Source organism: Paenibacillus sp. Marseille-Q9583, assembly GCF_976954365.1.
On the sequence record NZ_CDRJTB010000073.1, the window covers coordinates 1 to 25335 of the forward strand.

A 25335-nucleotide genomic window follows, 5' to 3' on the forward strand; every position below is an offset into this window, starting at 1 on the left:
AGAAATTATATGCGGAAGTTATCCATATCAGGGGATCATTTTATATTAGACGAACAACCCATCCGGTTACTCTCTGGTGCGCTTCATTATTTCCGGATCGTTCCGGAATATTGGCAGGATCGTTTGCTGAAGCTGAAGGCTTGCGGATTAAATACTGTTGAAACCTATATTCCTTGGAACTTACATGAACCTGAGGAGGGTAGCTTCAATTTTGCCGGCTTTGCTGATATCGAGGCTTTCGTTAGACTTGCTGGAGCGCTTGGTTTGCACGTGATTTTGCGGCCAAGTCCATATATTTGTGCGGAATGGGAATTTGGTGGTTTGCCAGCTTGGTTACTTGCGGACGATAACATCCAGCTGCGTTGTAATGATAACCTCTATTTGTCTAAGGTGGATGCCTATTTCGATGAGTTGCTTCCACGTCTGCGGCCTTTGTTAAGCACTAACGGTGGCCCTGTGCTTGCCCTTCAAGTAGAGAACGAATATGGAAGTTTTGGTAGTGATAAGACTTATTTAAATTATCTAAAAGCAGGAATGATCGCCCGCGGTATGGACGTTCTGCTGTTTACTTCAGATGGAGCTGAAGATCATATGCTTCAAGGCGGTATGATCGACGGAGTGTTCGCCACAGGAAATTTCGGTTCACGGGCAAAGGAAGCCTTTGCTAAATTACGTGAATATCAGCCTACGGGACCGTTGATGTGTATGGAATTCTGGAATGGTTGGTTTGACCACTGGATGAAACCGCATAATACCCGCCCCGAATCTGAAGTAGCGGAGACTTTGGATGAAATGCTGGCTCTAGGAGCCTCTGTTAACTTCTACATGTTTCATGGGGGGACGAATTTTGGATTTATGAATGGGGCAAATCTTTTTGACAAATATGAGCCCATCGTAACCAGCTACGATTATGATACACTGCTGGACGAATCCGGTAAGCCAACTGCAAAATTCTACGCAGCTCGAAAAATAATTGAGAAATATGTGACGTTGCCGCCACTGGAATTACCGCCGTTAATAAAGTCACAAGCTTATGGTAAAGTGTTGATGACAGAAGCGGCACCACTGTTCACTCAGCTAGACGTTTTGTCTCACCCAGAACATAGAGCATGTCCCGAGCCAATGGAGAAACTGGGTCAGAATTATGGGTTCATCTTGTATTCGACGAAGATCAGTGGACCCCGCAGCAGTATGGAGCTCGTCCTTCAAGAAGTACGTGATCGTGCGCTTGTATTCGCGAATGGGGCCTTTATCGGTACAGTTGAACGCTGGGATCCGCGAGGAATTCCATTAGAGGTTCCAACGGAGGGACTGCAGATCGACATCCTTGTGGAGAATATGGGGCGTGTAAGTTATGGCCCGCTGCTTCGTGATCCAAAAGGCATAACCTGTGGCGTTAGACTCGGCTATCAATTTTTGCATGATTGGACCATTCGTTCCTTGCCATTCACAGATCTTAAAGGATTATCATTCACATCGATAGATTGCGAAGAACGTCAGCAGCCCACTTTCTACCGGGGGAGCTTTCAACTCAGTAAGCCTGAGGATACTTTTTTGCGGCTGGACGGATGGAGTAAAGGTCAAGTTTTTATAAATGGCTTTAATCTAGGTCGTTACTGGGAGGAGGGTCCGACAAAAACGCTTTACATACCGGCACCGCTTTTGCGTCAAGGCGGGAATGAACTAATCTTATTTGAATTACATGGCGTAATGGAGCCAGTGGTTACTTTTGTAGATACACCACAGCTCACATGATATTTAACGGGTGAGTAAGAATCATGATTCTATAGTATTGATCTGATGATTTTAAATATATAATCAAGACAGCCCAACAATCTATAGGAACTGAAAATGCACGATTAGGGTGGTTTAGAGGAGGATTTTAAATGAGCTATGATTTGATGGCGTTCGAGACGTCTAAAGCACCGCAAGAGAGAGCGGCGTTTATGAAGTGGTATGAGCAGCAAGTGCAGTGGTCGGAAGACCATGCCTATAATGATCCATCAGTTTTATCGGAGGCGCTTCAACGCTTTTATAGTGAGTTGTCCGAGCAATTTCCTAATATGAATGTAGAGGATGAGATTTTTGAGGCGATGGAGGAAGCCGGAACGGATAACCGGTTGACTGACTACTCGCTTGGCACATCCGTCATCTATGCAGCTTTCGCTTATTCTGTAGCTGAGGAAGCTTATACGGCGATGCGGGAGTTGGCTATAAAACACAAAGTAGGATTTTTTGATGTAAGCAGCAACGAAGGCCATATTATTTTTCCTTGAAGCAAAATGATTTAGATTGTAGACAGCTGGTTGCTCTCCTAGTTGTTAATGAAGTAGTGGCAACCAGCATGTTTTCTATCTTCTTTACTCTACCACAGACGGAATAATACAATCCTTAATCAGAGGCCACCGGTCACGAGGCTGAAGTGTGAATTCTGAGGCGATAGCTACGACAAGTTTTTTTTCTGGAATGCAGCAAATGACATTACCACCATCACCTAACGCTGAGTAGGTGTAAACCCCGTCTTCTTCGCGTAGCCACCACAAATAACCGTAATGATTAGGGTTCATCGCTGTTGATTCTTCAATCCATGTCTCCGAAATAATCTGATTATTCTCCCATTTTCCACGGTTCAAATATAATAAACCAAAACGCGCCATATCACTTGGAGACAACGTAAGTCCCCATCCTCCTGTGGTGATACGATTGGGGTCTTCCACCCATCCCTTCACATTTACCCCAAATAAATCATCAAACCCAAATGATTTCATCTCATAATCCGGGATTTCCGTCATGCCGATTGGTCTGAATAATCGCTCGTTAGCAAACTCACGGGCACTTTTTCCTGTGGAACGAGTGATGACAGCTGACAGTAAGTGCGCCCCTGCGGTGGAATATTTAAAATTACCAACATTCCCTTGGTGGCCAAGGATATCAAGTGTGTATTTGACCCAGTCGGATGATTTACAAAGTTGCTCCAGTGGCTCGTGCCAGTCTTCAAAAGCATAGGGAGCTGTCATGGTGAGCAAATGGCGTATAGTGATTTCTCGTTTTTGTAGATTGGCAGCAGCATCGTCGGGAACATAGTCGGGGAAAAAATCCAGCACCTCCTGATCAACATGCTTGATAAAGCCGGCATCAATGGCAATACCAATGAGGGCGGATAAGATGCTTTTCGTTACAGAAGCCACATGATGCAGATCATTCGGACCATAGCCATTGAAGTATTGTTCATAGGCAATACATCCATTTCTCACCACTACAATTCCGTTTATATTACTATAATCGGATTTAATCTTAGCTTCTAGTTCTGAAAGTTGATCAGCATCTATTCCTAAGGTAGCCGGATTTGGAGTTTGCCAGTAGTTTCTGTGCATATCGATAACTCCTTTAATCAATTTTTTGTGTGAATATGAGTGTGGCTACGATCTTTTCTTAACTGGAAAATACACCTCAGTAACAAGATCCTGAGGATCAGTAGTGTGTGTGGGGTCTGTTATATATTTTTCATAAGGTGAGTTCACCATTTCATAACCTTCATTTTCTATCCATTCTGTGAGCTTCGCATAAACCGATGTTAATTCTGAATAAGGTCCCTTATAAACAGACTTCGCACACAACCCTTCACGTAATTCTCTCGTTCCCTTTACGATCTCCTCAATTGGTAGGGCGAACTCTGTATCATTCCCGGCAGGATTATATTCCTTACTGTGATAAATTGTTATTGGCGTGCCCAGCAAGGTCAGCTTTTCAGTGGCAATAGTTTCATACAGTTTGCTAAAATACTTACCATATCCAAGCGCATAATCATCACTGCTTAACATTTGACGCGTGAAAAGAATAAGCATTGGTGTGGTCTTAACAAGTTGCACTTCTATCTTATTTAGGTAGGACATCATTGATATTCCTTTCTCTAAATTTAGAACATCACTATTAATTTGCTTTAACGTATATTCGTAAGTTTGTAGTTTGGCTCGCAGTTTTCTTTCTTTGAGATTTAGGGCTGCACTAAGCTTCTCTTCAAAATGATCCTGCTCCCATTCCAGAATGTCTTTGATTTCTTCTAGTGAGAAATGATAAGATTTCAAACGGTTGATAAAGAGCATTTTTGTTAGTTGTTTGATGGAATAATACCTATAACCGTTCTCAGGATTAATCTCATCGGGATGAATTAATCCAATTTCATCATAATACCGCAGCGTTTTGGTTGACACTTCGCATATCTTCGAGAATTCTCCTATGGACAGCAACAATCTCATCTCCATTTCTTCGATATTTAATGATCAATTCCACTATGCACCTTCCCCTAAGGGGAAAGTCAATAGCCAGACTTCTTATCTGGAAATAGGTTTACGGTTGTGTCTTCACAAATCGGGTTAGATCATTTAAATATTGATCATCCACCAATTGTCGTGGAAAGAAAACAGCGGTTAAATAAGTCCTTAAGGGGGATGCGGCATTCTTCTTCGTCAGCATAGAGTGGTCAGCGTTGGGAAAATAAGAGACTGAGAGTAAGCTGGCAGGTATTTTTTCACGATAAATACGTTCGGTTTCCTCAATATCTACATTGATATCTTGACCGCCGAGTACTAAATGGACAGGAGCATTGAAGTAACTAAGTTCTTCGGTGGCATCAGACTGATAGTTTTTGGCGATAAATTCCCAGCGTTCCTTAGAAATCAAGTTCTCGGATTGTGCAATACGCAAGTAATCTTCATAAGATGCTCGTTCGTTAAGTAATTGTAAGACATGCGCGTTATAATTCTCCTTCACTTTGATCTCGTGTTCCGAGAAGCGATCTTGTTTCATTTCTGCTCGGGTATTGTATTTACCTTGAGAGATCCAGTTCACCGCAGGTGATACAAGAATGCTGAACGCAAGGTCTGGAACTTCTCTAAATACCTTGGGAATCACCCAACCGGCCTGACTTGCTCCCCACAAACCAATAGACTTCTTATCAATCATTGGTAAGTTCTTCGCCCATTTAATCGCAGATATCGTTTCCTGAGCACGATCTTCCATGCTTTGCTCCAACCAGTTACCAGAGGAACCACCAATACCAGGCTTGTTAAGAGACAAAGAAGCATATCCGGCAGATGCGAATTTCTCCCATAAAGGTTTATATCCGTCATCGTATGTGTCATTTATGGGACCGTCACCATGAACAAAAACTATTAGCCCTACGTTTCCAGAATAGTGCTGGGGTAGAATTAAAGTTCCTGTTAGTTTACCCTGAGGGGTTTCGATTTCTATCTTTTGCTCATTCATTGCATATGAATGCTGATTTAATACGAATAAGACTGAAGCTGCCATTAAGCCAATGATCAAGCATACGGTTAATTTAATGTTTTTTTTCATTTATTGAACTCCTAGGATGTAGCGGTAAACGCCTCGTCATGTAATGCCAATAAGCCTCTTTAAAAAGAAGGTGTCTAATCCCGCTATAGTTTGATTGATCGATAGAAAATTCCATCTGTTGGTACATATGAATAGCTCGTTTATTATTTTTAGCAACATGTAGCGTTAATTTGTCCACTTCGGAGTGACTGTTTACAGAATCTATTGCCCAACTAAGCAACTGCTTACCGATTCCTTTATTACGGTGGCTAGATCGAACGGCCAAGTGATCGATATAACATTCTTTTGCGCGAGGCTGATAATTCAAAAAATGTAACCCAACCATTAACTTACATACATTTAGATATCCAAATTGCTTAAATAATTGTGAAAAGGAACTATGGTGAAGTGATATAAATTTACTTCTGTCTGAGGTTCGGCTGTCCTTCCACTTAATGCTGAGCGTACCGACAATCTCTCCATTTTCTTTAGCTACGATTTGTTGTGATGATGCGGACTGTTGATCATGCTCCCAGAGCCCAAACAGTAGTTCAGCAATATCATCGTCCTCTAGTGAGATGAGGGAGTGGAACTTACTATGGAACGCATCCATTAAAAGACTGCACACTGCTCTATGATCTTGTTCTTGGTAGTGAGCGATTGTTATCTTGTTCGGACTTATCATGCTACACCGTCAGTGTCATGCTTGATATTAATTTGGATTTCATAATGAAGCTTGTCATTGTTGAATAGGGATAGATATGATTTTTCCAAAAGGATCAATGGTCCCTGAATTGTATAGTGATGTTGTGTTAAATAGTGTTCCAATTGAGCAATCTCACGTTCAATATCCTGGTTATCCGTCACGAAAAATGCTTTATATAAGTAGCTGCCTTTTTCTAGGATAATGTCCGGTAAGTGAGTGCTTTCAAAACATAAGGTTACTTGTTCAGTATCGTATAAATAATGCAGATCTGTTTCAAATAAATGAGCCGGTTGCGGCTTTTTTTCAAACAGACTTCGAGCGGTGAGTGACTCATCTTGCTCTATTTCCATCCATTTTTTTAAATGACGAGTATCCAATTGTTTAATGTGATATTTGTCTTCTAGAATGTCGGAGTGCTCGTATTCCTTAAGTACCTTTTGTAAAAACTGCTGCAACAACATTAGCTGGTTTATCTCAGAGTTTATTTTACTTAGAGACTGCTCCAAAAGTTGATGGTAGTCATTTTTGGTGAAGTTATTCATGCTTTTGTTAATCGTACTGACAGGCACGTTCAATTTGCGGAGTAATAGGATCTGGGCCAACTGATAAATCTCATTAATTCCGTACATCCGGTATTGATTGCTATCGGTATATGCTGGAAATAAAATCTCTTTCTCTTCAAAATATCGGATTTGATGTACGGATACATTCATAAGTTTTGAAAGTTCACCAATCGTAATGTAATGATTCAATGGAGGTGCTCCTAACTTTATTGGTATTTGTTGATTTAACTATAAACCTTAGGTCTGACCTAAGGTCAAGCGTGGATCTCAGTTTCGTGTAATCGCTAATCACCATTCCATGAATTTGTCGAAACATGAAGGAAAACAGAAAATTTTATAGAATTATCTATCGTTACCTATCCTATATAATCCAAGTGTTGCACGATGCCCCAAGCGTTTGCGCAGCTTAACATCAGCATAGAAAAGGGGCCTACGATGCTCAAAAGGACGTTATTTATTTATTTAATTGCTTTCATCTCGTTAGCAACAATCCCACTATCCATTTTTATAGATAATGATCAACATGAGAACTATCTGCAAGTTCAGAAGGGGAGCATGGATCTTTCAACTTGGGATTATGGGCAACAAAAGATCATCAAGTTAGATGGTGAGTGGGAATTTTATTGGAACCAGCTGCTAATGCCTGAGCATTTTATAGAATCGAGCACAGACAAACCTGCTCCTACAGCATTAATGGAGGTCCCCTCACGATGGAATGGCAAAGTGGTTGATGGACAACCTTTACCTGCATTCGGTTCTGCTACTTATCGGATGGTGCTGAAAAACTTACCTGTAAACGGTGTATTCGCTTTGAAAAAAACGAATATCCGCTTTTCGAGTGCGATTTATGTCAATGGGCATTTACTCATTAAGGATGGAAACCCCACTATGAGTACTGCCGATTACCAGTCGGGGAATATTCCGCAGATTGGGCTTTTTTCGTCTGAAAAAGGTGATGTAGAGATTATCATTCAAGTTTCTAACTATGAATATGTAAATGCAGGTATTCCGGTATCTCTTACTTTTGGCGAGGAAGCCGCTATGCTGGAGAACCAGCAGAAGAGTACGGCTCGTGAATTTAGTACAGTTGCAATATTGGGAACATTATCACTTATTTTTGTCATCTGCTTTGTGGCGGCTGCTTTATACCGTAAGAAGGATTACTCCTTACTTGTATTTGCTATTATTTGTTTACTGCTTGCGATCTATCATGGCTTGATTGGAGAACGTTCGCTGTTACTGTTTTTCCCAAACCTTTCGTTCATTGTGTTATACAAAGTGAAGGATATTAGCTCCATATCGTGTTTTATTGTTCTGGCTATATTTTTCTACCAAATGCACAAAAGCATAATCTCTTTAAAACTTACGCAAGTCGTAACGATTATACTAGGCAGCTTTATAATATTGGTAGCAATCCTGCCTATTCGTACTTACACGCTTTTCTCTACCTATGTGATCATTGTATATGAATTGATGTTAATTTGGATGTTGTTTAGAGTGGCTATCTTGTATATCAGAAGTCCAGAAGTAAATCGAATCAAATCGTTGCTGCTGTTCTTGGCGATTCTTGCTATCAATCTGTATTCGATAGATATCATTCTGTTTGCTCTTTCGATGAAAGAAAACCTTTGGCTAGGACAGTTTTACATTGTAGCCTTTAATATCATTATGATCGTTCTGATTGTTCTCCGTTTTTTCGAGGCTTATCATACGATAGATGAAATGAAAAACCAGCTGATCGGTCTGGACAAAATTAAGGATGAGTTTCTCTCCAATACCTCTCATGAGCTGAAGACACCACTAAATGCCATAGTGAATATTACTGCTACGCTACTTAATGGGGTTGAAGGTCCAGTTACCGAAAGGCAAGCGCAGAATCTAGCGATCGTAATGGGAAGTGGAAGAAGATTAACTTATATGGTAAACGAATTGCTCGATTATTCCAAAATGAAGCATGGAGATATCACCTTATATAAAAGCACCCTAGATCTGAAAGCTGTTGTAGATTCTGTTATCGGTATACATTCGTTTCTGCTCGGAGAAAAGTCGATCTTTCTCGTAAACAATGTTGCTCCAGAGTTTCCACCTGTACATGCAGATGGCAACCGTTTAATTCAGATTCTGCACAACTTGGTAGATAATGCGATTAAATTCACGGAGCAGGGTGAAATAAATATTAGTGCCAGATTTACTCATGAATGGGTTGAGGTTCGTGTGGCAGACTCGGGAATCGGAATTGCACCGGATATGCAGAAACGTATTTTTATGGCCTTTGAGCAAGTGGGCGAAGCTGAAATTCACAGTCATGGTGGAACAGGTCTCGGACTAAGCATTACCAAAAAGCTGGTTGAGTTACATGGCGGGAACATTAGAGTGGACTCCGTTGCAGGTGAAGGTTCGGTATTTATATTTACTATTTCACGATGGGATCGAACATCTAATCAAGTCTCGGCTCCAATCGTGGATAAGACTCTTTCTTATAGAGAAGTTTTCTTTCCGCGCCAGGAGTATCCTATATATATCCAAGGTAAAATCAATGAGCCGATTTTGGTCGTGGACGATGATTTTGCCAACCTGCAATCTATGATCAACTTGTTCAAGCTTGAGGGATATTCCATTGTTGTTGTGAACCGCGGGCAGCTGGCACTTGATGAGTTATCGAAGAATTCAGACTTCTTTCTCGTTATACTGGACATTACAATGCCGGATATTTCTGGCTATGAGGTTCTGCAAAAGATTAGAGAGAGATTCACACCCTTTGAGCTGCCTGTGTTAATGCTAACGGCGAAGAATAGAGTTAGCGATATGAAAATGTCCATGGATAATGGGGCAAATGATTATGTGGGGAAGCCGTTTGAAGCGGAAGAATTAATGGCACGTGTGAAAAGCCTGACCCGATTGAGAGCTTCTGTGAAGAAAGCTAAAGATGCCGAAATTGCCTTTTTACGTTCTCAGATCAAACCGCATTTCTTGTACAATGCCCTGAATTCAATTGCTGCATTATGTGTGGAAGAACCTGAGCAGGCGGAAGAATTAACGCTGGAGCTGTCACAGTATTTGAGAAGCAGCTTTGACTTCAAACAGTTGGATTCGTTAACTACCTTAGAGGGTGAGCTAGAGCTAGTTAAAGCATATATTAATATTGAAAAAGTGCGCTTTGGTGCTAGATTACAAGTGGAATATGATATAACCGCAAATACGGATAGCCGGATTCCCCCACTTATCCTACAACCATTAGTAGAAAATGCTATAAGACATGGACTGATGTCCAATTTACGGGGAGGAAAGGTAACTATATCTGTGAAAGAGTCGGATTCTTCTGTGGTCAGCTTTGTTGTAGAAGATAATGGACGCGGAATGAGTGAGCACAAGCTGGAGGAAATCATGAAATCAGATGTAGATAAAAGAGGCGTAGGGCTTTGGAATATTAGTCAACGCATCAAACTTCTCTATGGAAAGAACATTCGTATTCAAAGTGTTGAAGGAAAAGGCACACGGGTTTCTTTTGATATCCCCAAACAACACATGAAGCGGATAGGAGGTTGAAGTATGCTGCGGGCCATTATCGTGGATGATGAAGAATTATCAGTAAAGCGCTTAAAAAGGATATTATCTCAGAGTGGAGAGATTGAAGTATGCGATACTTTTCTCGATCCGACGGAAGCCTATGAATTTGTGAAGGGGAATTCGATTGATGTAGCTTTTTTGGACATTTCTATGCCTGACACAAATGGAATGAAGCTTTCCACCCTTTTGCATGAACTAGATGAATCGATTAATGTGGTTTTTGTTACAGGGTATGACGAATACGCACTGCAAGCCTTCGAACTGAGTGCTGTGGATTATTTGCTGAAGCCTGTAACTGCACAGCGTTTAACTAAAACTTTGGATAAGATCAAAAAAATGAATAGAGGTGTGACGGTTCAGCCCGTCATAGAAGTTCTCTTATTTAATGGACTTAAGATATACCGCCGTACGCAAGACAGAGAGCCCATCAAGCTAAGGAGCCCAAAAACCGAAGAATTGTTTGCCTTTTTGATTAGTAAAGGGACGGTTAGCCGAGATGAAATTATCGATACCTTATGGAGCGGGCTAGAACCTGATAAAGCGTTGAAGAATCTGAACTCAACCCTATACTATATCCGAAAAGCAATCGGAACTAGCTTTATTAAAGCCAGCAGAACTGAAATTAGTATAGAGGAACGCAGTATTTATTGTGATTTGTATGAGTTTAAGCGACAGCTGAAGCAAATTAGGCAGGTCTCGAAAAAAGATTCTGAATGGTTCAATCAAGTAGAAACATTGTATACGGGGTCCTTTCTCAAAGGTAAAGCATACGATTGGGCTAGTGGGAAGACACGCCGACTTGAACAGGATTTTATTGGACTGCTGGAACTAGCTGCTAGATTTCATATGGAGCAGAACGAGCGTCAACAATCGCTGCACTATTTTGAGAGAATCTTGAAATTGGATCCCTTGAGAGAAGATATCCATCAGGAAATCATCCATTTGTATATTGAACTAGGGCGTATGAATGAAGCTTATCGGCGATATGGGCAATTGGAAGAGACCCTTCAACAGGAGCTTGGAACTTCACCTGATCCTAAGCTCAAAGCTCTGATTAAGAAGATGATGAACTAGTATAAAGAAAAAGAGAACCGACGAATCGGTTAGAATTCGAAGGTTCTTTTTTTGTTTATTTTTCGTTTATCATAATTTTGTATAATACTCTCGATTATTGTCGAAATGATGACATGATTTAAGCTAGAGGGGGAAAAAGAGTTTGAAGCCATCATTTATGAAAATAGGCATTAGTATTTCGTTAGCCACTGGAGTTGTGGTGCAAGGTGTGGGGCCGATCCACACTCAAATAGTGAGTGCAAAATCGGACTTTGGTTGGATCGTGAATAGCCCAGCTGTGATACCGTCCATCAATGAAGACGATTCTTCCAACGCAGGCGTTGTTGTGTCTAGTCTTTTGTCGGGTAAGGTAACTGACCCAGCTTCAACAGGAATTGCTGTGGTGTCATTTGATAATACCAATGGGGCCTGGCAATATTACAACACGCAAGCAAATATTTGGTATAATATCGAGCCAGTGTCTGACACTAAAGCTTTTCTGCTGCTGAAATCGGAGAAAATTCGTTTTGTCCCCGCTAAGGACTGGAACGGAACAGCTTCTGTTGACTTTAAGCTATGGGACACAACAGCAGTCGGCTATCAAAATTATCAAAAAAATGCGAATACCACAGTTTCTGCAGCATTCAACCCAGATCTAGGCACTGCTACAATTACTGTAAATCCAGTGAACGATGCACCTTATCTGACAGAACTGAATGGTGGGGACTATCTTAGTTTTGACGGCAATGGGGATTATGTGACGTTCCCAGATCAACTGTTATACAAGAATTCTTTTACAATTGAAGGTAATTTAAAAGTCAATGGTTTTAATACCTGGATGAGATTCTTCGAATCTTCAATCAGTGAGGCAAACCACAATATTTTTGTGGGTTTTAACGGAAAAAAAATGAGCTTTATAGCGTATACCAATAAAGGTGAGATTAACGTCACTGAAGATTTCCCCACTTCTAAATGGGTTCATGTCGCAATTGTTTATGATCACAGTCAGAAAAAGGGACGAATTTATTGGGATGGTGTTCTTAAGGCAGAAGGGGCTATGGATTTAAGTACAGTTGGAAATATGGCACGTCCGAACAACTGGCTTGGTAAAAGCACCTGGAGACAGGACGGAGATTACAGCGGTGGGATGAGAGACGTAAGGTTTTGGAGTAAAGCTAAAACCCAGAGCGAAATTGTTCGCGAAATGAACGTCGATTTGAATGGATCAGAGCCTAATCTGGCTTTGAACTATAAATTTTCGAATAGCAATGATGGTATTATCGCTGTCAATACACCGGCTGGTTCAGCTAAGAACGGTTCAATCACTGGTGCGAGCTGGAAGCAGGACACAGGCTTCATGGGAAGTACTACAACGGAAAAAAATAAATCAGTATCACGCTCCTTTAAAGTCATTGACGTGGATGGAGATGACCTAAATGTATCAGCTACATCTTCTAATACTTCCCTAATTCCGAATAATGGACTGAAAGTAAGTGGAAGTGGGGGGGGGCGGACGTTAGAAATAACACCAGCGAAGAATGCCTACGGAAACAGTGTGATTACTGTTACTGTAAATGATGGCACTATAAGTAGTTTATACACCTTCAATGTGCAGGTAAACGATGTGGGAGATGTCCTCGTAACTGGAGTGACTATGGATAAGAATTCGCTCGAATTAACAGAGGGTGAAGCAGGGGCTACACTGAAAGCCACAATAGAACCTGCTAATGCCACGAATAAAACAGTAACTTGGAGCTCCAGTGATGTAACTGTCGTGACAGTTGTTAATGGAGTGGTAACTCCAGTTGGCGTTGGAACGGCAACGATCACAGCAACAACAACGGACGGAAGTTATACTGCGACATCCACCGTAACTGTGAGTGCTCCAGTTGTGAACGTAACCGGAGTGAAGCTTGATCAGGAGACACTCGACTTAACTGCTGGTGATGCAGATGCCTTACTAAAGGCGACAATAGAACCTGCAAATGCGACAGATACAGATGTGATCTGGAGCTCCAGCGATGAAACTGTTGCAACAGTTGTGGATGGAGTGGTGACGCCAGTTGGTGAGGGTATAGCAATTATTACTGTAACGACTAAGGATGGAAGTTTTAAGGCTTCAACAACTGTGAATGTGGCAGCACCTAAGCCACCAATTGTTATGGTAACCGGAGTAAACTTAGACCAGCCAACACTTGATTTAACAGCTGGAGAAGGTGATAAAACGCTACAAGCGACAGTCGCACCTGCAGATGCAACCAATAAGGGGGTAATCTGGAGCTCCAGTGATGAAACAGTAGCTAAGGTTGTTTACGGAGTAGTCACTCCAGTTGGTGTGGGAAAAGCAATCATCACTGTAACGACCAAAGATGGAAGCTATACTGCTTCAACAACAGTTACTGTGAAGGCTCCTGCTAAGCCAATTACAGCACCGGGTATTCCAACATCCGTAACTGCAACTGCAGAAAATGGTCAAGCGATCATCACCTTTACGCCACCAACCAACGATGGAGGAAGCGAAATCACAGGTTATCTTGTAACGGCTAATCCAGGAGAATTAACGGTTTCTGGAACTGGAAGTCCGCTTACTATCAGTGGCTTAACGAATGGTACTAGCTACACCTTTACGGTACAGGCCATCAATAAGGCTGGCTTTAGCGAATCATCTGCTGAATCCAATACAGTCATCCCGAGCGCTCCATCCAGTGTTGATGTTCCTTCTCAACCAACTCCATCAGCAACGCCGGCACCTGTGGCAAGTGATGCTTCCATTTTAATCAATGGTAAAGCGGAAACCATGGGAACTGCGACGAATGGTAAACGGAATGATCAAACGCTAACCACCATTACTTTAGACCAGAAGAAGCTGGAAGACAAGCTCGACGCTGAAGGTAAAGGTGCTGTGGTTTCTATCACTGCCACTAGTAAATCTGATGTTATCGTTGGCGAACTAAACGGACAAATGGTTAAAAATATGCAGGGAAATCAAGCAATACTTGAAATCAGAACGGGAAATGCGACATTTACACTGCCTTCTGGGCAGATTGATATTGAGGCCTTATCCGCGCAGATTGGCAAGTCTGTAGCTTTACAAGATATTAAAATACAGATTGAAATCAGCGCACCAACTGCCGATCAAGTTAAGGCATTAGGAGCTGCTGCACAAAACGGATCATTTTCATTAGTCGGCGCACCAGTAAACTTTACGGCTAGAGGCATGTACGGAGATAAGAGTATTGAACTTTCTCAATTCAATACGTATGTGAAACGTACGATTGCTATTCCGGATGGGATGGACCCGAATAAGATTACAACCGGTGTGTATATTGATTCTGATGGCTCAGTGCATCATGTACCTACTAAAGTGATAGTCATTGAAGGCAAATATTTTGCTACAATCAACAGCCTTAGTGGCGGCACTTACTCTGTAATCTGGCATCCGCTTGAATTCAGTGATGTTGCTAATCATTGGGCAAAAGATGCAGTGAATGATATGGGTTCCCGTTTAGTTATCGAAGGGACTGGCAATAGTCAATTTACACCTGATCAAGCGATTACCCGCGCAGAGTTTGCGGCGATTGTCGTTCGCGGTCTCGGACTAGAATTGAGTCAAGCAGCAACACCATTTTCGGATGTTAAAACTACGGATTGGTATAACAGTGCGATCAATACTGCATATGCATATCAATTAATCAATGGTTTTGAAGATGGCATGTTCCGCCCTGATGACCAAATTACCCGTGAACAAGCGATGTTGATTATCGCCAAAGCGATGAAAATTACAGCGCTAAAGGCTAACCTTCCTAATCAATCCGCTCAAGGATTCTTGAACCCATATACCGATGCCGGCAAAGCATCTGACTGGGCGATTAGCGCTATTGCTGACTGCTTGCAGGCAGGCGTAATCATGGGACGAAGCAGCAATGTACTTGCTCCCAAGGATGATATGACCAGAGCTGAGGTTGCAGCGATCGTTAAGCGGCTTCTTCAAAAGTCTGATTTAATTTAAAAATTGGCTCACAATATACATTGAAAAGAAAGAGTATTCATTTGATAACCTTCGAATGAATACTCTTTTCTTTTGGCTATATTAAATTCTAATGTTGATATTTGACTGTTAATCATACATTTTTTGGCTTTATATCTGGGGCGTTTTTTAATGGCTTTTGAAGTGCGTCCACAATGGCTGCGATGATGCTTGTTGCTAAAAGACCCATTAGACATAATGATGTAGGACCCGCTGGATCATCACTATCTGTAACTTTAGCAAGCACCCTTAAGCTTACTAGTCCTAACAAGATGAGGAAAATGACTGTAAAAGCACATTTCTTTATAATCTTCAAAGAGTTAAGGGATAATTCAGAGAAAGCATTGTTCTTTTCGATGTTGTTTAATAGTTTATATGCTTGATACAGCGCAACAGAAAACGCAATACAGAATCCGTAAGCACATACTAAAAAGGGAATCAGGAAGTAAGCCGTATCTGGATGTACTCTTCTATCTCTTTCCGCTATCACAGGCAACCAGATACACAAAGCAAGCACTGCAATTCCAACCAGAAAAATAATAACTTTTAAAAAAGTGGTTGAACCTCGTTTAACATTCATTTAAAACACCTCACTTATTTAATGACTTCATGATTTTAGCATTTAATTTATTGATTTACAATAAATTTGTATTGTTTTTATGTTTGTTATTGTTTTGAAATAGTTGAAAGTATAAGTTTCACGCTATACATTATCCTTATATTTTTACGAGAAATGGTTATCGGCTTTAAAAGACGACAACGTCGTTTCTTCTTGTTAGCAGGAGAATGGCTTAACTACCCAGAAAAAATAAGCTAAATCATTTCTTCATCAATTGAAAAGAGGGCGAAATCTAATGGAACTACGGCAAAGTATTAATGAAGTTTTTCAGTCGGCACAACATGGTGATGCTGCACGACTAACAGAAATCTTAGAATTCCATCCGGCTCTTGCAAATACGGAAAATAACGAGGGCCTTACACCTTTGGGATATGCAGCACATTTCGGTAAAGAAGCAGCGGTGCAGGTATTAATAGACCATGGTGCTGAGGTTGATGCAGTATCCCATTCCAAGATTAGTTTTATTCCTTCTAATACTGCACTTCATGCTGCAATTGCTGGGGAGCGGAATATGGGTGTTATCCAATTGCTATTGAACAAGGGTGCTCAGACACATATTTTTGATAGCGATGGGCACACTGCCTTGCATTCTGCAGCTTTTCATTCGGATAATGTGGAGCTGATACGCTTGTTAATCGAACACGGAGCTGACATCCATGCTAAAATTGAAGGTGGTGAATCAGTATTAGCTATAGCTATCCAACAAGGAGACCACAACGTAAAAGAATTTCTTATTGAAAAAGGAGCAATTTAGAATGCAAATCACATTAAACCGTAAAGACAATTCAACAGTAGCGTTGATTTCCTGCGAAGGTATTGTAATTAATAATGTAAATGATGCACTCGATCTAATGGCAAACGTGAGATATCAAGAATGCGATAAAATGATTCTAAGAAAAGAGCAAATCACAGATGATTTTTTTGAGTTAAAGACGGGCCTTGCCGGAGAGATTCTTCAAAAGTATACAAACTATCAGATGCGAGTTGCTATTGTGGGAGAATTTACTGGCTATAATAGTAAAAGTCTGAATGATTTTATTTACGAATGTAATCTGGGAAATAAAATATTGTTCAAGAGTACAGAAGACGAGGCATTGGCAGCACTTCATCAAAGTTAAATGTGAACTTGAAACAGAGAGGGGGATTACCATGGACGCTAAAATCACGTATGAATCGATCGATGACTATATTTCAAAGTTTCCATCTGAGATTCAGGAAATCCTTAGTACAATAAGAAAAGTAATAAAAGAAGCGGCACCTGAAGCGATTGAAAAGATTAGCTATCAGATGCCTACTTTTACACTGCACGGAAATCTGGTGCATTTTGCAGCTTTCAAAAATCATATTGGTTTTTATCCAACGCCTAATGGTATTGACGCTTTCAAAGAAGAATTATCAGTCTATAAAGGAGCAAAAGGATCCATTCAATTTCCTCTTAATCAGCCGATGCCCTATGAATTAATTAGTAAGATCGTGAAATTCAGAGTGGCTGAGAATATCAAAAAAGCTGAAGATAAGCGTAAGTAATTGGTGTGTAAAGAAAACATTGTCCACTGGCACACCTGAAGCTTCCGATCTTCTCTGGTTTCAGGTGTGCAATTCTTACGTGTTATCATGTACCCAATACTGAACGACGCACAAACGACAGGATAATATCCTGTGAGTAGTCTCCGAAACCACTTCCGAATAGATTAAGTCCTCTTCTATTGAGGGCATCCTCGCGAATCTCAAATCGTACTCGAATGGGCTCATTAAATGCCAGCTTCAGTGAGCTAATTGTAGTAGGGGAAGAAGCAATTCCATTTATTTTGCTACCCTGTTCTGAGATACTCCACTCTGTCAGCATTCCATATTCTGTACCACTCTTCCAACGTTCGGGTGTTAACTTTCCTTTCCGGTTACCGAAATCTGATGGACAAGTCCAAGTACCGACATGTAGGTCATTTATAGTTAATGTGATGTCACTTGCCCAATCTTCCCGAAATGCAGGTGCTTCAGAACAAACCTCAGCCGAAATCCGAATCTCATCAAGCTCGACACCAGGGGGGAGTGGATTGGCAAAATAGTATTCAACATAACCAGAGTCAGCGAACCATAGAAGAGATGCATCAACTCGTTCCGGCATGTAGAATACCCGTGGATCATCCTGAGAACCGATGACTCCGCCGTCTTTTCCAGCCATACCACAAGAGGGTTGAATAGAACAGTGGGAGAACATCCCGATGGGCATATGTATTTTTTCCGTTTGATGCAGACCATCGCCTAGCTTCGAAGGAAGATCGAGATGGATGGATCGGCAGGTGACCGCACATATTTTCTCGCGATTTGCACCCTGTGTAGATGAGATTAAGTTAACTTGCTCAAGGGTCTGTACATTGATTGAAATTGTTGGTTGAGCTACGCCAAGTGTCTCGGCCAGTTGACTGACACTCATGGGCTTGTCACCAAGGGCTTCAAGAATGCGGACTCTGACATCTCCAGAAAGTGCTTTAGCAACATCTACGATGCGTGATGCGGGGTACCGTATCGTTTCATGCGAAATATCATTCATTGGTTGTATTCCTTTTCGTTAGGATTGGTTGAGGATATTGTACACTGAAGTTTATATATTGTAAAATTATAATATACATTGCGTATTATATATACTGGTGCTAAAATGAGCTCAACTTCTTATTTTGAAAGGCTGTGCTCATATCATGACAACTTCCGTACTGAATGTTGAGAGTCTTCCGATCCCTCGTCCCGAACATCCGCATCCACATTGGCAGCGCAACGAATGGATGAATTTGAATGGGGAATGGTCATTTAGCTTTGATCCGAGCAATGAAGGAATTAGCGAACATTGGTATTCCAATTCCGAAATCGCTTACAGTTCGAAGATTACTGTTCCTTTTTCATGGGTAAGTCCATTATCAGGTATTGGCAGTGATCATAAAGGGATAGGATGGTATCGGCGGGCTTTGAAATGGCAGTCTACCGACTCACAGACACGACTATTTTTGCGATTCGGGGCAGTGGATTATTCATGTGATGTTTGGGTAAATGGAGTGCATGTTGGTTCACACCAAGGTGGATATGGTTCATTTGAGTTCGAAGTTACTCAGTACTGGGTTGATGATTTAGACAATATAATTGTCGTTAGAGTAGAGGACTTCGATCATGATTACCAAACGCGTGGCAAACAGGGTTATGGAGAAATTCGCGGAATCTGGCAGCCCGTATGGCTAGAATCTCGGCCTCAGACTTATATGAAAGATGCTAAGTTTGTGACCACTATTGATGGGCAAGTGAACGTAACTACAAGAATCATTGCACAAGAAACTGGTTCGGCAGATTTCACACTGCAGTTCGCAGAGAATTCTATATTGCATACTGAGAAAATAGATCTTATCGCAGGGGAGAATGAATTTAAGCTCTCTTTCCATATAACAGATCCAAAATTGTGGAGTCCAGATACACCTTATTTGTACGAAGGCGAACTACAACTTAGCGGATCTTTTGGCACAGACACAGTCAGTACCTATTTCGGAGTTCGAGAAATCCAAACAGTACGCTTTGATGAGCGTGGTTATCGCTGGATTACCCTCAATGGTAGGCCGATTTATTTAAACGGTACCCTTGACCAGTCTTATCACATAACGGGATATTTCACTTATCCGTCTGATGAAGATATGCGGGATGAAATCTATCTAATGAAACGTTTGGGACTGAACTTTGTGCGTATTCATATCAAGCCAGAAGAACCACGCAAACTATATTGGGCGGATAAACTGGGTATTTTGGTGATGGAAGACATGCCTTGCTTTTGGGGAAATCCCGATGAAAAAGCACGTAACGCGTATGAACGTGAAGCACTCGAGGTTATTGAACGAGACTATAATCATCCATCCATTTTCTCATGGGTAATGTTTAACGAGACTTGGGGCTTGAAGACGAACGCTCAGGACACTAGTCTGACGAGTGATGTACAGCAGCAGAACAGTTATCTCAAAGTAACACAGGAATGGGTTCGGGAACAATATCGCTGGGCAAAACAACTTGACCCTACTCGAATCGTAGAAGATAACTCACCTTGTAATAATGATCATGTGGAGTCTGATATTAATACATGGCATTTCTATATTAATGGTTATGATCAGCTTAGAGCTCATTTGAATGAGGTTGTAGACAAAACTTTTCCGGGTTCAGACTTTAACTGTATCGGAGGTAATGTACAATCTGATGCCCCGCTTATGAACAGTGAATGTGGTAACGTGTGGGGTATCGAAGGCGGGGCAGGGGATAGTGATTTAGCATGGCATTACCGTTATATGATGAATGAATTCCGGCGGCATGATAAGCTATGTGGTTTCGTGTTTACCGAATTTCGCGATGTTACGAACGAGTTCAATGGTTATTATCGGTTAGATGGCAGCGATAAAGATTTTGGTTATGATGACTTTGTTCTCGGGATGACGATTTCTGATCTGCATTCTCCGGACTTTATCGTGATCGATGCACCGCCATGCCAGACCGTAAACGCAAAGGATGAAGTTAAAGTTCCGCTTCTTCGTTCCAGTTTCTCAGATAAATATCATGGACAGCTTTTACATGTGAAGTGGGAACTTTGGTACGACAATTTGGGAACACGAGTTGTTACACAAAGTGAGCATATGTCAGTGAAGTGGGACGGATATGGAGTAGCAGATTTATCTCCTCTTTATGTCCTTATGCCTGATCAGGACGCAGTTGCAGTACTAGCAGTTTCTTTGATAAATAATAAGGGAGAGGTAATCACTCGCAACTTCATTACGTTTGATGTAAGAAGCGGTAAACAGGGTGTAAGGTTTGAAGGGGATGGAGATTGTATTAGTTACCCTGTTGGTGCGTATAAAGAACACAACTTTGAACAACAATGGGAAGCTATTCAATGCGCAAAAATCAATGGGGCTGGGCAAGGTCGTTATGCATATGATGTAACTCTTCCAGATGGTATGGAGAAAAAGATGATTGGCGAGATCGAAATCATGTTCGAAGCCAGCGCAAAGCGAGTATTGGCCCGAAATGTTGAAGGCGCAAAGCAAAATGAAATGGGACTTGATCTCATGCATGGTGCAGATGCTAGGGTAGAGTATAATCCGAATACGTATTATATGACCGACGAAGAACGTCATCCTTCACGTGTGAATGTTCTGATAGAAGGTCAACGGATTGGCTCCTTCTATTTGCCAGATGATCCGGCTGACAGCCGAGGTGTATTATCTTGGCAATATCAGCCATTAGCGAATAAGTTGGATGAGGCGGGCTCTTACGGCTATCTGTGTAAAGTAAGTGTACCGGGGCAGTTAGCAGCTAAACTAGATCGTAATCGTACTTTCCGTTTGGAGCTTCAAGCAGAGGGTGGAGGCTTAGCCTTATATGGTCGCAATGCGGGTCGTTACCCTATAGATTTATTGATTCGTTATCGATAACATACATGGGTGAAGTTGGATCATTCAATTTTAAAAAGCAATCCTAGCCATAAGGCAAGGATTGCTTTTTTTGTGATGAGCTTATCAGAGTATGGATTAAAGCTCTTTATCATTAATGCTGTTCAGCCAACCTTCAATATCCCCAATAACGGAGCTAATGCAGCCATCTTCAAATGGTGAAGTCAGACCCGCTAGTTCAACCAGTTTAATAAAGGACTTGCTTCCACCAGCTTGGCATAGCTCCAAATAATCGCTCCAAGCAGATTTGAAATCTTCGTTCGAACGTTTCCAGAATTGGAAGGCACATAGCTGTGCTAGTGTGTAGTCAATGTAGTAGAACGGTGAGGCAAAGATGTGGCCTTGTTTATGCCAGAAGCCCCCTTGTTCCAGATAAGTGTTACCTTCATAATTACGATGTGGTAAGTATTTCTTCTCGATGTCTCTCCAAGCTTGCTTGCGTTCAGCAGGAGTTGCTTCAGGGTTGCTATAAACAAAATGTTGGAATTCATCGACAGATACCCCATAAGGAATAAACTGAAGGCTATCAGATAAGTGATTAAAGCGGTATTTATCTGCATCTTCTTTAAAGAACAAATTCATCCAGGGCCAAGCGAAAAATTCCATACTCATGGAATGAATCTCACATGCTTCATAGGTTGGAAAAGCATATTCTGGCACATTAATATTGCGGCTTTCATAAACCTGGAACGCATGACCCACTTCGTGAGTTAAGACATCAATATCCCCAGAGGTTCCGTTGAAATTCGAGAAAATAAAAGGGGCTTGGTATTGGCTGAAATAGGTGCAATATCCGCCGCCTTGTTTTCCTTTTTTGCTTACTAAATCCACCAGATTATTGTCCAGCATGAAGGTGAAAAATTCATCCGTTTCAGGGGAGAGTTCTTTGTACATCTTCTTACCGTTAGCTACAATCCAGTCTGGATCCCCTTTAGGGGTAGCGTTCCCGGTCTTAAAGCTAAAGTTCTCGTCGTAATATTTCAATTCATCTAGACCCAATCGTTCAGTCTGACGCTTCTTTAACTGCTGGGAGACAGGTACGATATATTCAAGAACTTGTTTGCGGAAATTAGCAACCATTTCAGCATTATAGTCGGTACGCATCATACGGTCATAACCTAGCTGAACAAAGTTACTGTAACCAAGCTTTTTAGCTATGCGGTCACGGACCTTTACGAGCTCGTCATAGATGCGGTCAAATTCAGCCTCGTGTTCGGACATAAAACCAAAACGAGCTTCAGAAGCACTTTTACGCATAACACGGTCTGTAGACAATTCGAAAGGTGCGAGTTGAGGTAGTGTACGCTCTTCACCTTCGAAAAGAATCTTGGCAGATGCGATAAGCTGGGAGTATTCAGTTGATAGTTTGTTCTCCAATTGTAAATCTTCAATGATTTCCGGACTAAACGTCCGCAGCGATACTTCAGCAAGCTGGAGTAACTGCGTACCCCATTCCTTTTCAAACTCGGCTCTATATTTGGAATGTACGAGTGCTTTGTAGTAGTCAGTTATGTATTCCTGAACGACAGGCCCGATTTCGTCCATGAATTCTTGTTCGGCTTTGTAAAATTCATCTGTCGTGTTGATAGAATGACGAACGCTAACCAATGTCTGCATCGTGTCAAACTCATTGCGAAGCTTGTTAATGGCAGTGACGGAAGCTTTTTGCACCTCTAATGGTGATGTGTCGTTGAGATCTTTCAGCAGGGCGTTAAAGTCTTGCTTGAATTTCTCTACATCCGGTCGCTCATATCGGTAATCATCAAATTTCATAAAAAAATCAACTTCCTTTCTATACCAGATAGTCTCTATTATATAATCTGAACAGCCATTTACGATAGACCTGTGTAAGCTTTTTATGGTCGAAAAAAGAACAAATGTACAAAAGTGTAAAAACTTGTTAAGCGGAATGCGGTTTGATATTATTTAAAAATATAGTAGATTATGCTGCACATTACATTCATTTTTTTAGAGGGGGATATAAATGTCCACGCAAACTTCCCGAGTATTGATCCAAGCATCAGCGAAGAAGGTGTGGGATGTAATTACAAAGCCAGAACTAGTTAAACTGTGGCAGTATGGGAGTGATCTAATTACAGATTGGCAAATCGGTAGCGAGATTCGCTTTCATAGTGAGTGGGAAGGGAATATCTACGAACAGTGGGGGAGAGTGTTGGAGTTTGAACCCTATAAGCTGATCAAATACACACTCTTTGCACCTCGTCCAGGTTTGGAAGATAAGCCGGAAAATTGCTTTATTATGAGTTATACACTGACCGAAGATGGAAATGAGATTTTATTGACAATTGAACAGAATGATAATAGACAAGGGACTAACCATCAGGAATCTCAAGATGACGAAGGTCAGTCGGTTTTATCTGTACTTAAGGATATTGCAGAATCTTCTGAATGAACCGTGAATAAGTTCAGCCAATTAGACCATAGAGTGATGCATCTGGAAAAAAGGGTATTCCGGTCACTTTATGGACCCCGATGGGCATTTGTGGGAATTCGCATGGAATCCAGAATGGGCGCTCGAGAATTAAAGGAGTCTATTCAGAGCTTTGTTACTTAGCCTCTCTTAAACCGTATTCTCAGAATACGGTTTATCTCTGTTTCTATACGAATATTAGAATTTTTTCGCTTTTCACTCTGAATCCTTCTCCCTCTTTTTTCAACTGCTTCAGTACAAATGTCGACAAACTTAATATATCATGATATATTATTATGTATAAAGATGAAAAAAATAGAGTCAGGAGATAACGAAAGTTATGAATGAGACAACGTCATCCAAACCGATGTATGAAAAAATATTTGATGAAGTGAAGCAGCTTATTGTTAATAAATCCTATGGACAAGGGGAGCGGGTTCCTTCAGAAAAAGAACTGGCCGAAACCTATAATGTAAGTCGGATTACGAGTAAAAAAGCTCTGGAAATGTTAGCCGCCGAGCATTTGATTGTGAGAAAACCGGGAAGAGGTTCGTTTGTGGCTGATCCGGCAGTTGACTACATAGATTCAGTTATGTCTCCTGAGACGACCTCCGACGGGACTGTTGTTAATTCCTTTAACCATGAGGAAAAGACGATTGGTCTGATTATTACCGACTTTGGCAACAGTTATGGAACAGGCTTGATTTATGGGATGGAACAGGCTTCCCGTGATAATGATTGCTTCCTCGTTCTACGAAGAACATTTGGCGTACCAGAGAACGAAGAACAGTCTATTCAGAAGTTGCTTAGCTTGGGTGTAGATGGTCTGATTGTTTTTCCGGCCCAAGGCGAATTTTTTAATGCTGAGATTCTAAAACTGGTGATCGGGCGTTTCCCATTAGTTCTGGTAGATCGCCATCTGAAAGGAGTAGCGGCTGCTTCGATCGGCACGGATAACATAAAGGCTGCACTTAAAGGGACGGAGTACTTATTTGATCTCGGGCATACTCATATCTCTTTCCTCTCTCCACCTCCAACGGATACGACCGCTCTTGAGGAGCGGGTGGAGGGATTTATACAAGCACATGCGGAGCGGGGGATAGCTGTAGATAAAGGGTTGTGGGTTAGTGATTTAACCTCCACATTACCTAATTCCTTTAATGATCAGAATATTGAACACGATATATCACGGCTAGTTTCTCATTTACAAGAGAATCCAACAATAACGGCGCTTTTTGCCGTGGAATATAATATTGCCCTGCTGGCTAGAACTGCGGTTGAACGACTTGGGCTGCGGATTCCAGAGGATATTTCGATCATTTGCTTTGATAGTCCACCAACTCCACTCGGCTCGGGTTATGCGTTCACTCATTTGCGGCAGAATGAAGAAGAAATGGGGCGACTTGCAGTTGAGAATGTACTGCAAATTATGAATAGTCAGACTGTATCGAACAAGATAATGCTGGAAGCTGAGTTGATTTCTGGTGAATCTACGGGTCCTGCTAAACCATCTAATTCTAATTGATTTTATACGATTATCCATAAATTAGTTGTTATAAAAACCTAT

The 25335-nt window shown here is 41.3% G+C and carries 19 protein-coding genes; 11 read left to right on the forward strand and 8 right to left on the reverse strand.

What is annotated here, in order from left to right; genetic code table 11:
• The first annotated feature begins 9 nt into the window (after positions 1 to 9).
• A complete protein-coding gene (locus ACWNM1_RS25330; RefSeq protein WP_449603128.1) occupies positions 10 to 1755 on the forward strand; it encodes a beta-galactosidase in 1746 nt (581 codons plus the stop codon).
• A 131-nt stretch (positions 1756 to 1886) separates the two neighbouring features.
• Positions 1887 to 2276, forward strand: a complete 390-nt coding sequence (locus ACWNM1_RS25335; RefSeq protein WP_449603106.1) for a hypothetical protein — start codon at positions 1887 to 1889, stop codon at positions 2274 to 2276.
• 84 nt (positions 2277 to 2360) lie between these two features.
• Here the strand turns inward: ACWNM1_RS25335 and ACWNM1_RS25340 are convergent, their stop codons facing one another.
• The 5 genes from ACWNM1_RS25340 to ACWNM1_RS25360 form a co-directional block, all read right to left on the reverse strand.
• Positions 2361 to 3374: a serine hydrolase domain-containing protein gene (locus ACWNM1_RS25340; RefSeq protein ID WP_449603107.1), complete on the reverse strand. Its 1014-nt coding sequence runs from the start codon at positions 3372 to 3374 to the stop codon at positions 2361 to 2363.
• A gap of 45 nt (positions 3375 to 3419) precedes the next feature.
• Complete coding sequence (locus tag ACWNM1_RS25345) at positions 3420 to 4247, reverse strand: MerR family transcriptional regulator (protein WP_449603108.1); 828 nt, start codon at positions 4245 to 4247, stop codon at positions 3420 to 3422.
• 100 nt (positions 4248 to 4347) lie between these two features.
• Positions 4348 to 5355, reverse strand: coding sequence for an alpha/beta hydrolase family protein (locus ACWNM1_RS25350; RefSeq protein ID WP_449603109.1), 1008 nt, complete (start codon positions 5353 to 5355; stop codon positions 4348 to 4350).
• Complete coding sequence (locus ACWNM1_RS25355; protein WP_449603110.1) at positions 5339 to 6019, reverse strand: GNAT family N-acetyltransferase; 681 nt, start codon at positions 6017 to 6019, stop codon at positions 5339 to 5341. Before ACWNM1_RS25355 ends, ACWNM1_RS25350 begins: the two co-directional genes overlap by 17 nt.
• A complete protein-coding gene (locus ACWNM1_RS25360) occupies positions 6016 to 6792 on the reverse strand; it encodes a helix-turn-helix domain-containing protein (RefSeq protein WP_449603111.1) in 777 nt (258 codons plus the stop codon). The genes ACWNM1_RS25355 and ACWNM1_RS25360 overlap by 4 nt, the downstream gene beginning before the upstream one ends.
• Positions 6793 to 7038: 246 nt before the next feature.
• On the opposite strand from ACWNM1_RS25360, the gene ACWNM1_RS25365 reads away from it, so the two are divergent.
• The 3 genes from ACWNM1_RS25365 to ACWNM1_RS25375 all read left to right on the forward strand — a co-directional run bounded on the left by ACWNM1_RS25365 (position 7039) and on the right by ACWNM1_RS25375 (position 15232).
• Positions 7039 to 10149 carry an ATP-binding protein gene (locus ACWNM1_RS25365; RefSeq protein ID WP_449603112.1) on the forward strand — a complete coding sequence of 1037 codons (3111 nt, stop codon included), beginning with the start codon at positions 7039 to 7041 and terminating at the stop codon, positions 10147 to 10149.
• 3 nt (positions 10150 to 10152) lie between these two features.
• Positions 10153 to 11244 carry a response regulator gene (locus ACWNM1_RS25370; protein ID WP_449603113.1) on the forward strand — a complete coding sequence of 364 codons (1092 nt, stop codon included), beginning with the start codon at positions 10153 to 10155 and terminating at the stop codon, positions 11242 to 11244.
• A 142-nt stretch (positions 11245 to 11386) separates the two neighbouring features.
• On the forward strand, positions 11387 to 15232 hold the full coding sequence (locus ACWNM1_RS25375; RefSeq protein ID WP_449603114.1) for an S-layer homology domain-containing protein: 3846 nt from the start codon (positions 11387 to 11389) through the stop codon (positions 15230 to 15232).
• 112 nt (positions 15233 to 15344) lie between these two features.
• Here the strand turns inward: ACWNM1_RS25375 and ACWNM1_RS25380 are convergent, their stop codons facing one another.
• Positions 15345 to 15830 (reverse strand): DUF2975 domain-containing protein, encoded by a 486-nt coding sequence (locus ACWNM1_RS25380; protein WP_449603115.1) that lies wholly within the window; start codon positions 15828 to 15830, stop codon positions 15345 to 15347.
• Between the two features lie 274 nt (positions 15831 to 16104).
• Here ACWNM1_RS25380 and ACWNM1_RS25385 point away from each other — a divergent pair, with 274 nt between their 5' ends.
• From ACWNM1_RS25385 to ACWNM1_RS25395, 3 genes are read left to right on the forward strand one after another with little or no spacing between them, the layout of a single operon-like run.
• Positions 16105 to 16623, forward strand: a complete 519-nt coding sequence (locus ACWNM1_RS25385; RefSeq protein WP_449603116.1) for an ankyrin repeat domain-containing protein — start codon at positions 16105 to 16107, stop codon at positions 16621 to 16623.
• Between the two features lies 1 nt (position 16624).
• Complete coding sequence (locus ACWNM1_RS25390; RefSeq protein WP_449603117.1) at positions 16625 to 16987, forward strand: DUF4180 domain-containing protein; 363 nt, start codon at positions 16625 to 16627, stop codon at positions 16985 to 16987.
• Positions 16988 to 17018: 31 nt separating this feature from the next.
• The gene (locus ACWNM1_RS25395; protein ID WP_339265224.1) at positions 17019 to 17396 is read left to right on the forward strand and encodes an iron chaperone; all 378 of its coding nucleotides are present in this window, start codon (positions 17019 to 17021) and stop codon (positions 17394 to 17396) included.
• Between the two features lie 85 nt (positions 17397 to 17481).
• On the opposite strand, the gene ACWNM1_RS25400 is transcribed toward ACWNM1_RS25395, so the two are convergent.
• Positions 17482 to 18420, reverse strand: a complete 939-nt coding sequence (locus tag ACWNM1_RS25400) for an ArsR/SmtB family transcription factor (protein WP_449603118.1) — start codon at positions 18418 to 18420, stop codon at positions 17482 to 17484.
• 145 nt (positions 18421 to 18565) lie between these two features.
• Between ACWNM1_RS25400 and ACWNM1_RS25405 the strand changes: the two genes are divergently transcribed.
• The gene (locus ACWNM1_RS25405; RefSeq protein WP_449603119.1) at positions 18566 to 21319 is read left to right on the forward strand and encodes a glycoside hydrolase family 2 protein; all 2754 of its coding nucleotides are present in this window, start codon (positions 18566 to 18568) and stop codon (positions 21317 to 21319) included.
• A 96-nt stretch (positions 21320 to 21415) separates the two neighbouring features.
• On the opposite strand, the gene ACWNM1_RS25410 is transcribed toward ACWNM1_RS25405, so the two are convergent.
• Entirely contained in the window at positions 21416 to 23110 is a 1695-nt protein-coding gene (locus ACWNM1_RS25410) for a M3 family oligoendopeptidase (RefSeq protein ID WP_449603120.1), read from the reverse strand.
• Positions 23111 to 23321: 211 nt separating this feature from the next.
• Here ACWNM1_RS25410 and ACWNM1_RS25415 point away from each other — a divergent pair, with 211 nt between their 5' ends.
• On the forward strand, positions 23322 to 23750 hold the full coding sequence (locus tag ACWNM1_RS25415) for an SRPBCC family protein (RefSeq protein WP_234539242.1): 429 nt from the start codon (positions 23322 to 23324) through the stop codon (positions 23748 to 23750).
• 358 nt (positions 23751 to 24108) lie between these two features.
• Positions 24109 to 25293: a GntR family transcriptional regulator gene (locus tag ACWNM1_RS25420; protein WP_449603121.1), complete on the forward strand. Its 1185-nt coding sequence runs from the start codon at positions 24109 to 24111 to the stop codon at positions 25291 to 25293.
• Positions 25294 to 25335: the final 42 nt, after the last annotated feature.

What these genes read in the sequence shown, in the direction of transcription:
- ACWNM1_RS25330 (WP_449603128.1), top strand. Translation starts at nt 10, where the DNA reads ATGCGGAAGTTATCCATATCAGGGGATCATTTTATATTAGACGAACAA.
- ACWNM1_RS25335 (WP_449603106.1), top strand. Translation starts at nt 1,887, where the DNA reads ATGAGCTATGATTTGATGGCGTTCGAGACGTCTAAAGCACCGCAAGAG.
- ACWNM1_RS25340 (WP_449603107.1), bottom strand. Translation starts at nt 3,374, where the DNA reads ATGCACAGAAACTACTGGCAAACTCCAAATCCGGCTACCTTAGGAATA.
- ACWNM1_RS25350 (WP_449603109.1), bottom strand. Translation starts at nt 5,355, where the DNA reads ATGAAAAAAAACATTAAATTAACCGTATGCTTGATCATTGGCTTAATG.
- ACWNM1_RS25355 (WP_449603110.1), bottom strand. Translation starts at nt 6,019, where the DNA reads ATGATAAGTCCGAACAAGATAACAATCGCTCACTACCAAGAACAAGAT.
- ACWNM1_RS25365 (WP_449603112.1), top strand. Translation starts at nt 7,039, where the DNA reads ATGCTCAAAAGGACGTTATTTATTTATTTAATTGCTTTCATCTCGTTA.
- ACWNM1_RS25370 (WP_449603113.1), top strand. Translation starts at nt 10,153, where the DNA reads ATGCTGCGGGCCATTATCGTGGATGATGAAGAATTATCAGTAAAGCGC.
- ACWNM1_RS25380 (WP_449603115.1), bottom strand. Translation starts at nt 15,830, where the DNA reads ATGAATGTTAAACGAGGTTCAACCACTTTTTTAAAAGTTATTATTTTT.
- ACWNM1_RS25385 (WP_449603116.1), top strand. Translation starts at nt 16,105, where the DNA reads ATGGAACTACGGCAAAGTATTAATGAAGTTTTTCAGTCGGCACAACAT.
- ACWNM1_RS25390 (WP_449603117.1), top strand. Translation starts at nt 16,625, where the DNA reads ATGCAAATCACATTAAACCGTAAAGACAATTCAACAGTAGCGTTGATT.
- ACWNM1_RS25395 (WP_339265224.1), top strand. Translation starts at nt 17,019, where the DNA reads ATGGACGCTAAAATCACGTATGAATCGATCGATGACTATATTTCAAAG.
- ACWNM1_RS25400 (WP_449603118.1), bottom strand. Translation starts at nt 18,420, where the DNA reads ATGAATGATATTTCGCATGAAACGATACGGTACCCCGCATCACGCATC.
- ACWNM1_RS25405 (WP_449603119.1), top strand. Translation starts at nt 18,566, where the DNA reads ATGACAACTTCCGTACTGAATGTTGAGAGTCTTCCGATCCCTCGTCCC.
- ACWNM1_RS25410 (WP_449603120.1), bottom strand. Translation starts at nt 23,110, where the DNA reads ATGAAATTTGATGATTACCGATATGAGCGACCGGATGTAGAGAAATTC.
- ACWNM1_RS25415 (WP_234539242.1), top strand. Translation starts at nt 23,322, where the DNA reads ATGTCCACGCAAACTTCCCGAGTATTGATCCAAGCATCAGCGAAGAAG.
- ACWNM1_RS25420 (WP_449603121.1), top strand. Translation starts at nt 24,109, where the DNA reads ATGAATGAGACAACGTCATCCAAACCGATGTATGAAAAAATATTTGAT.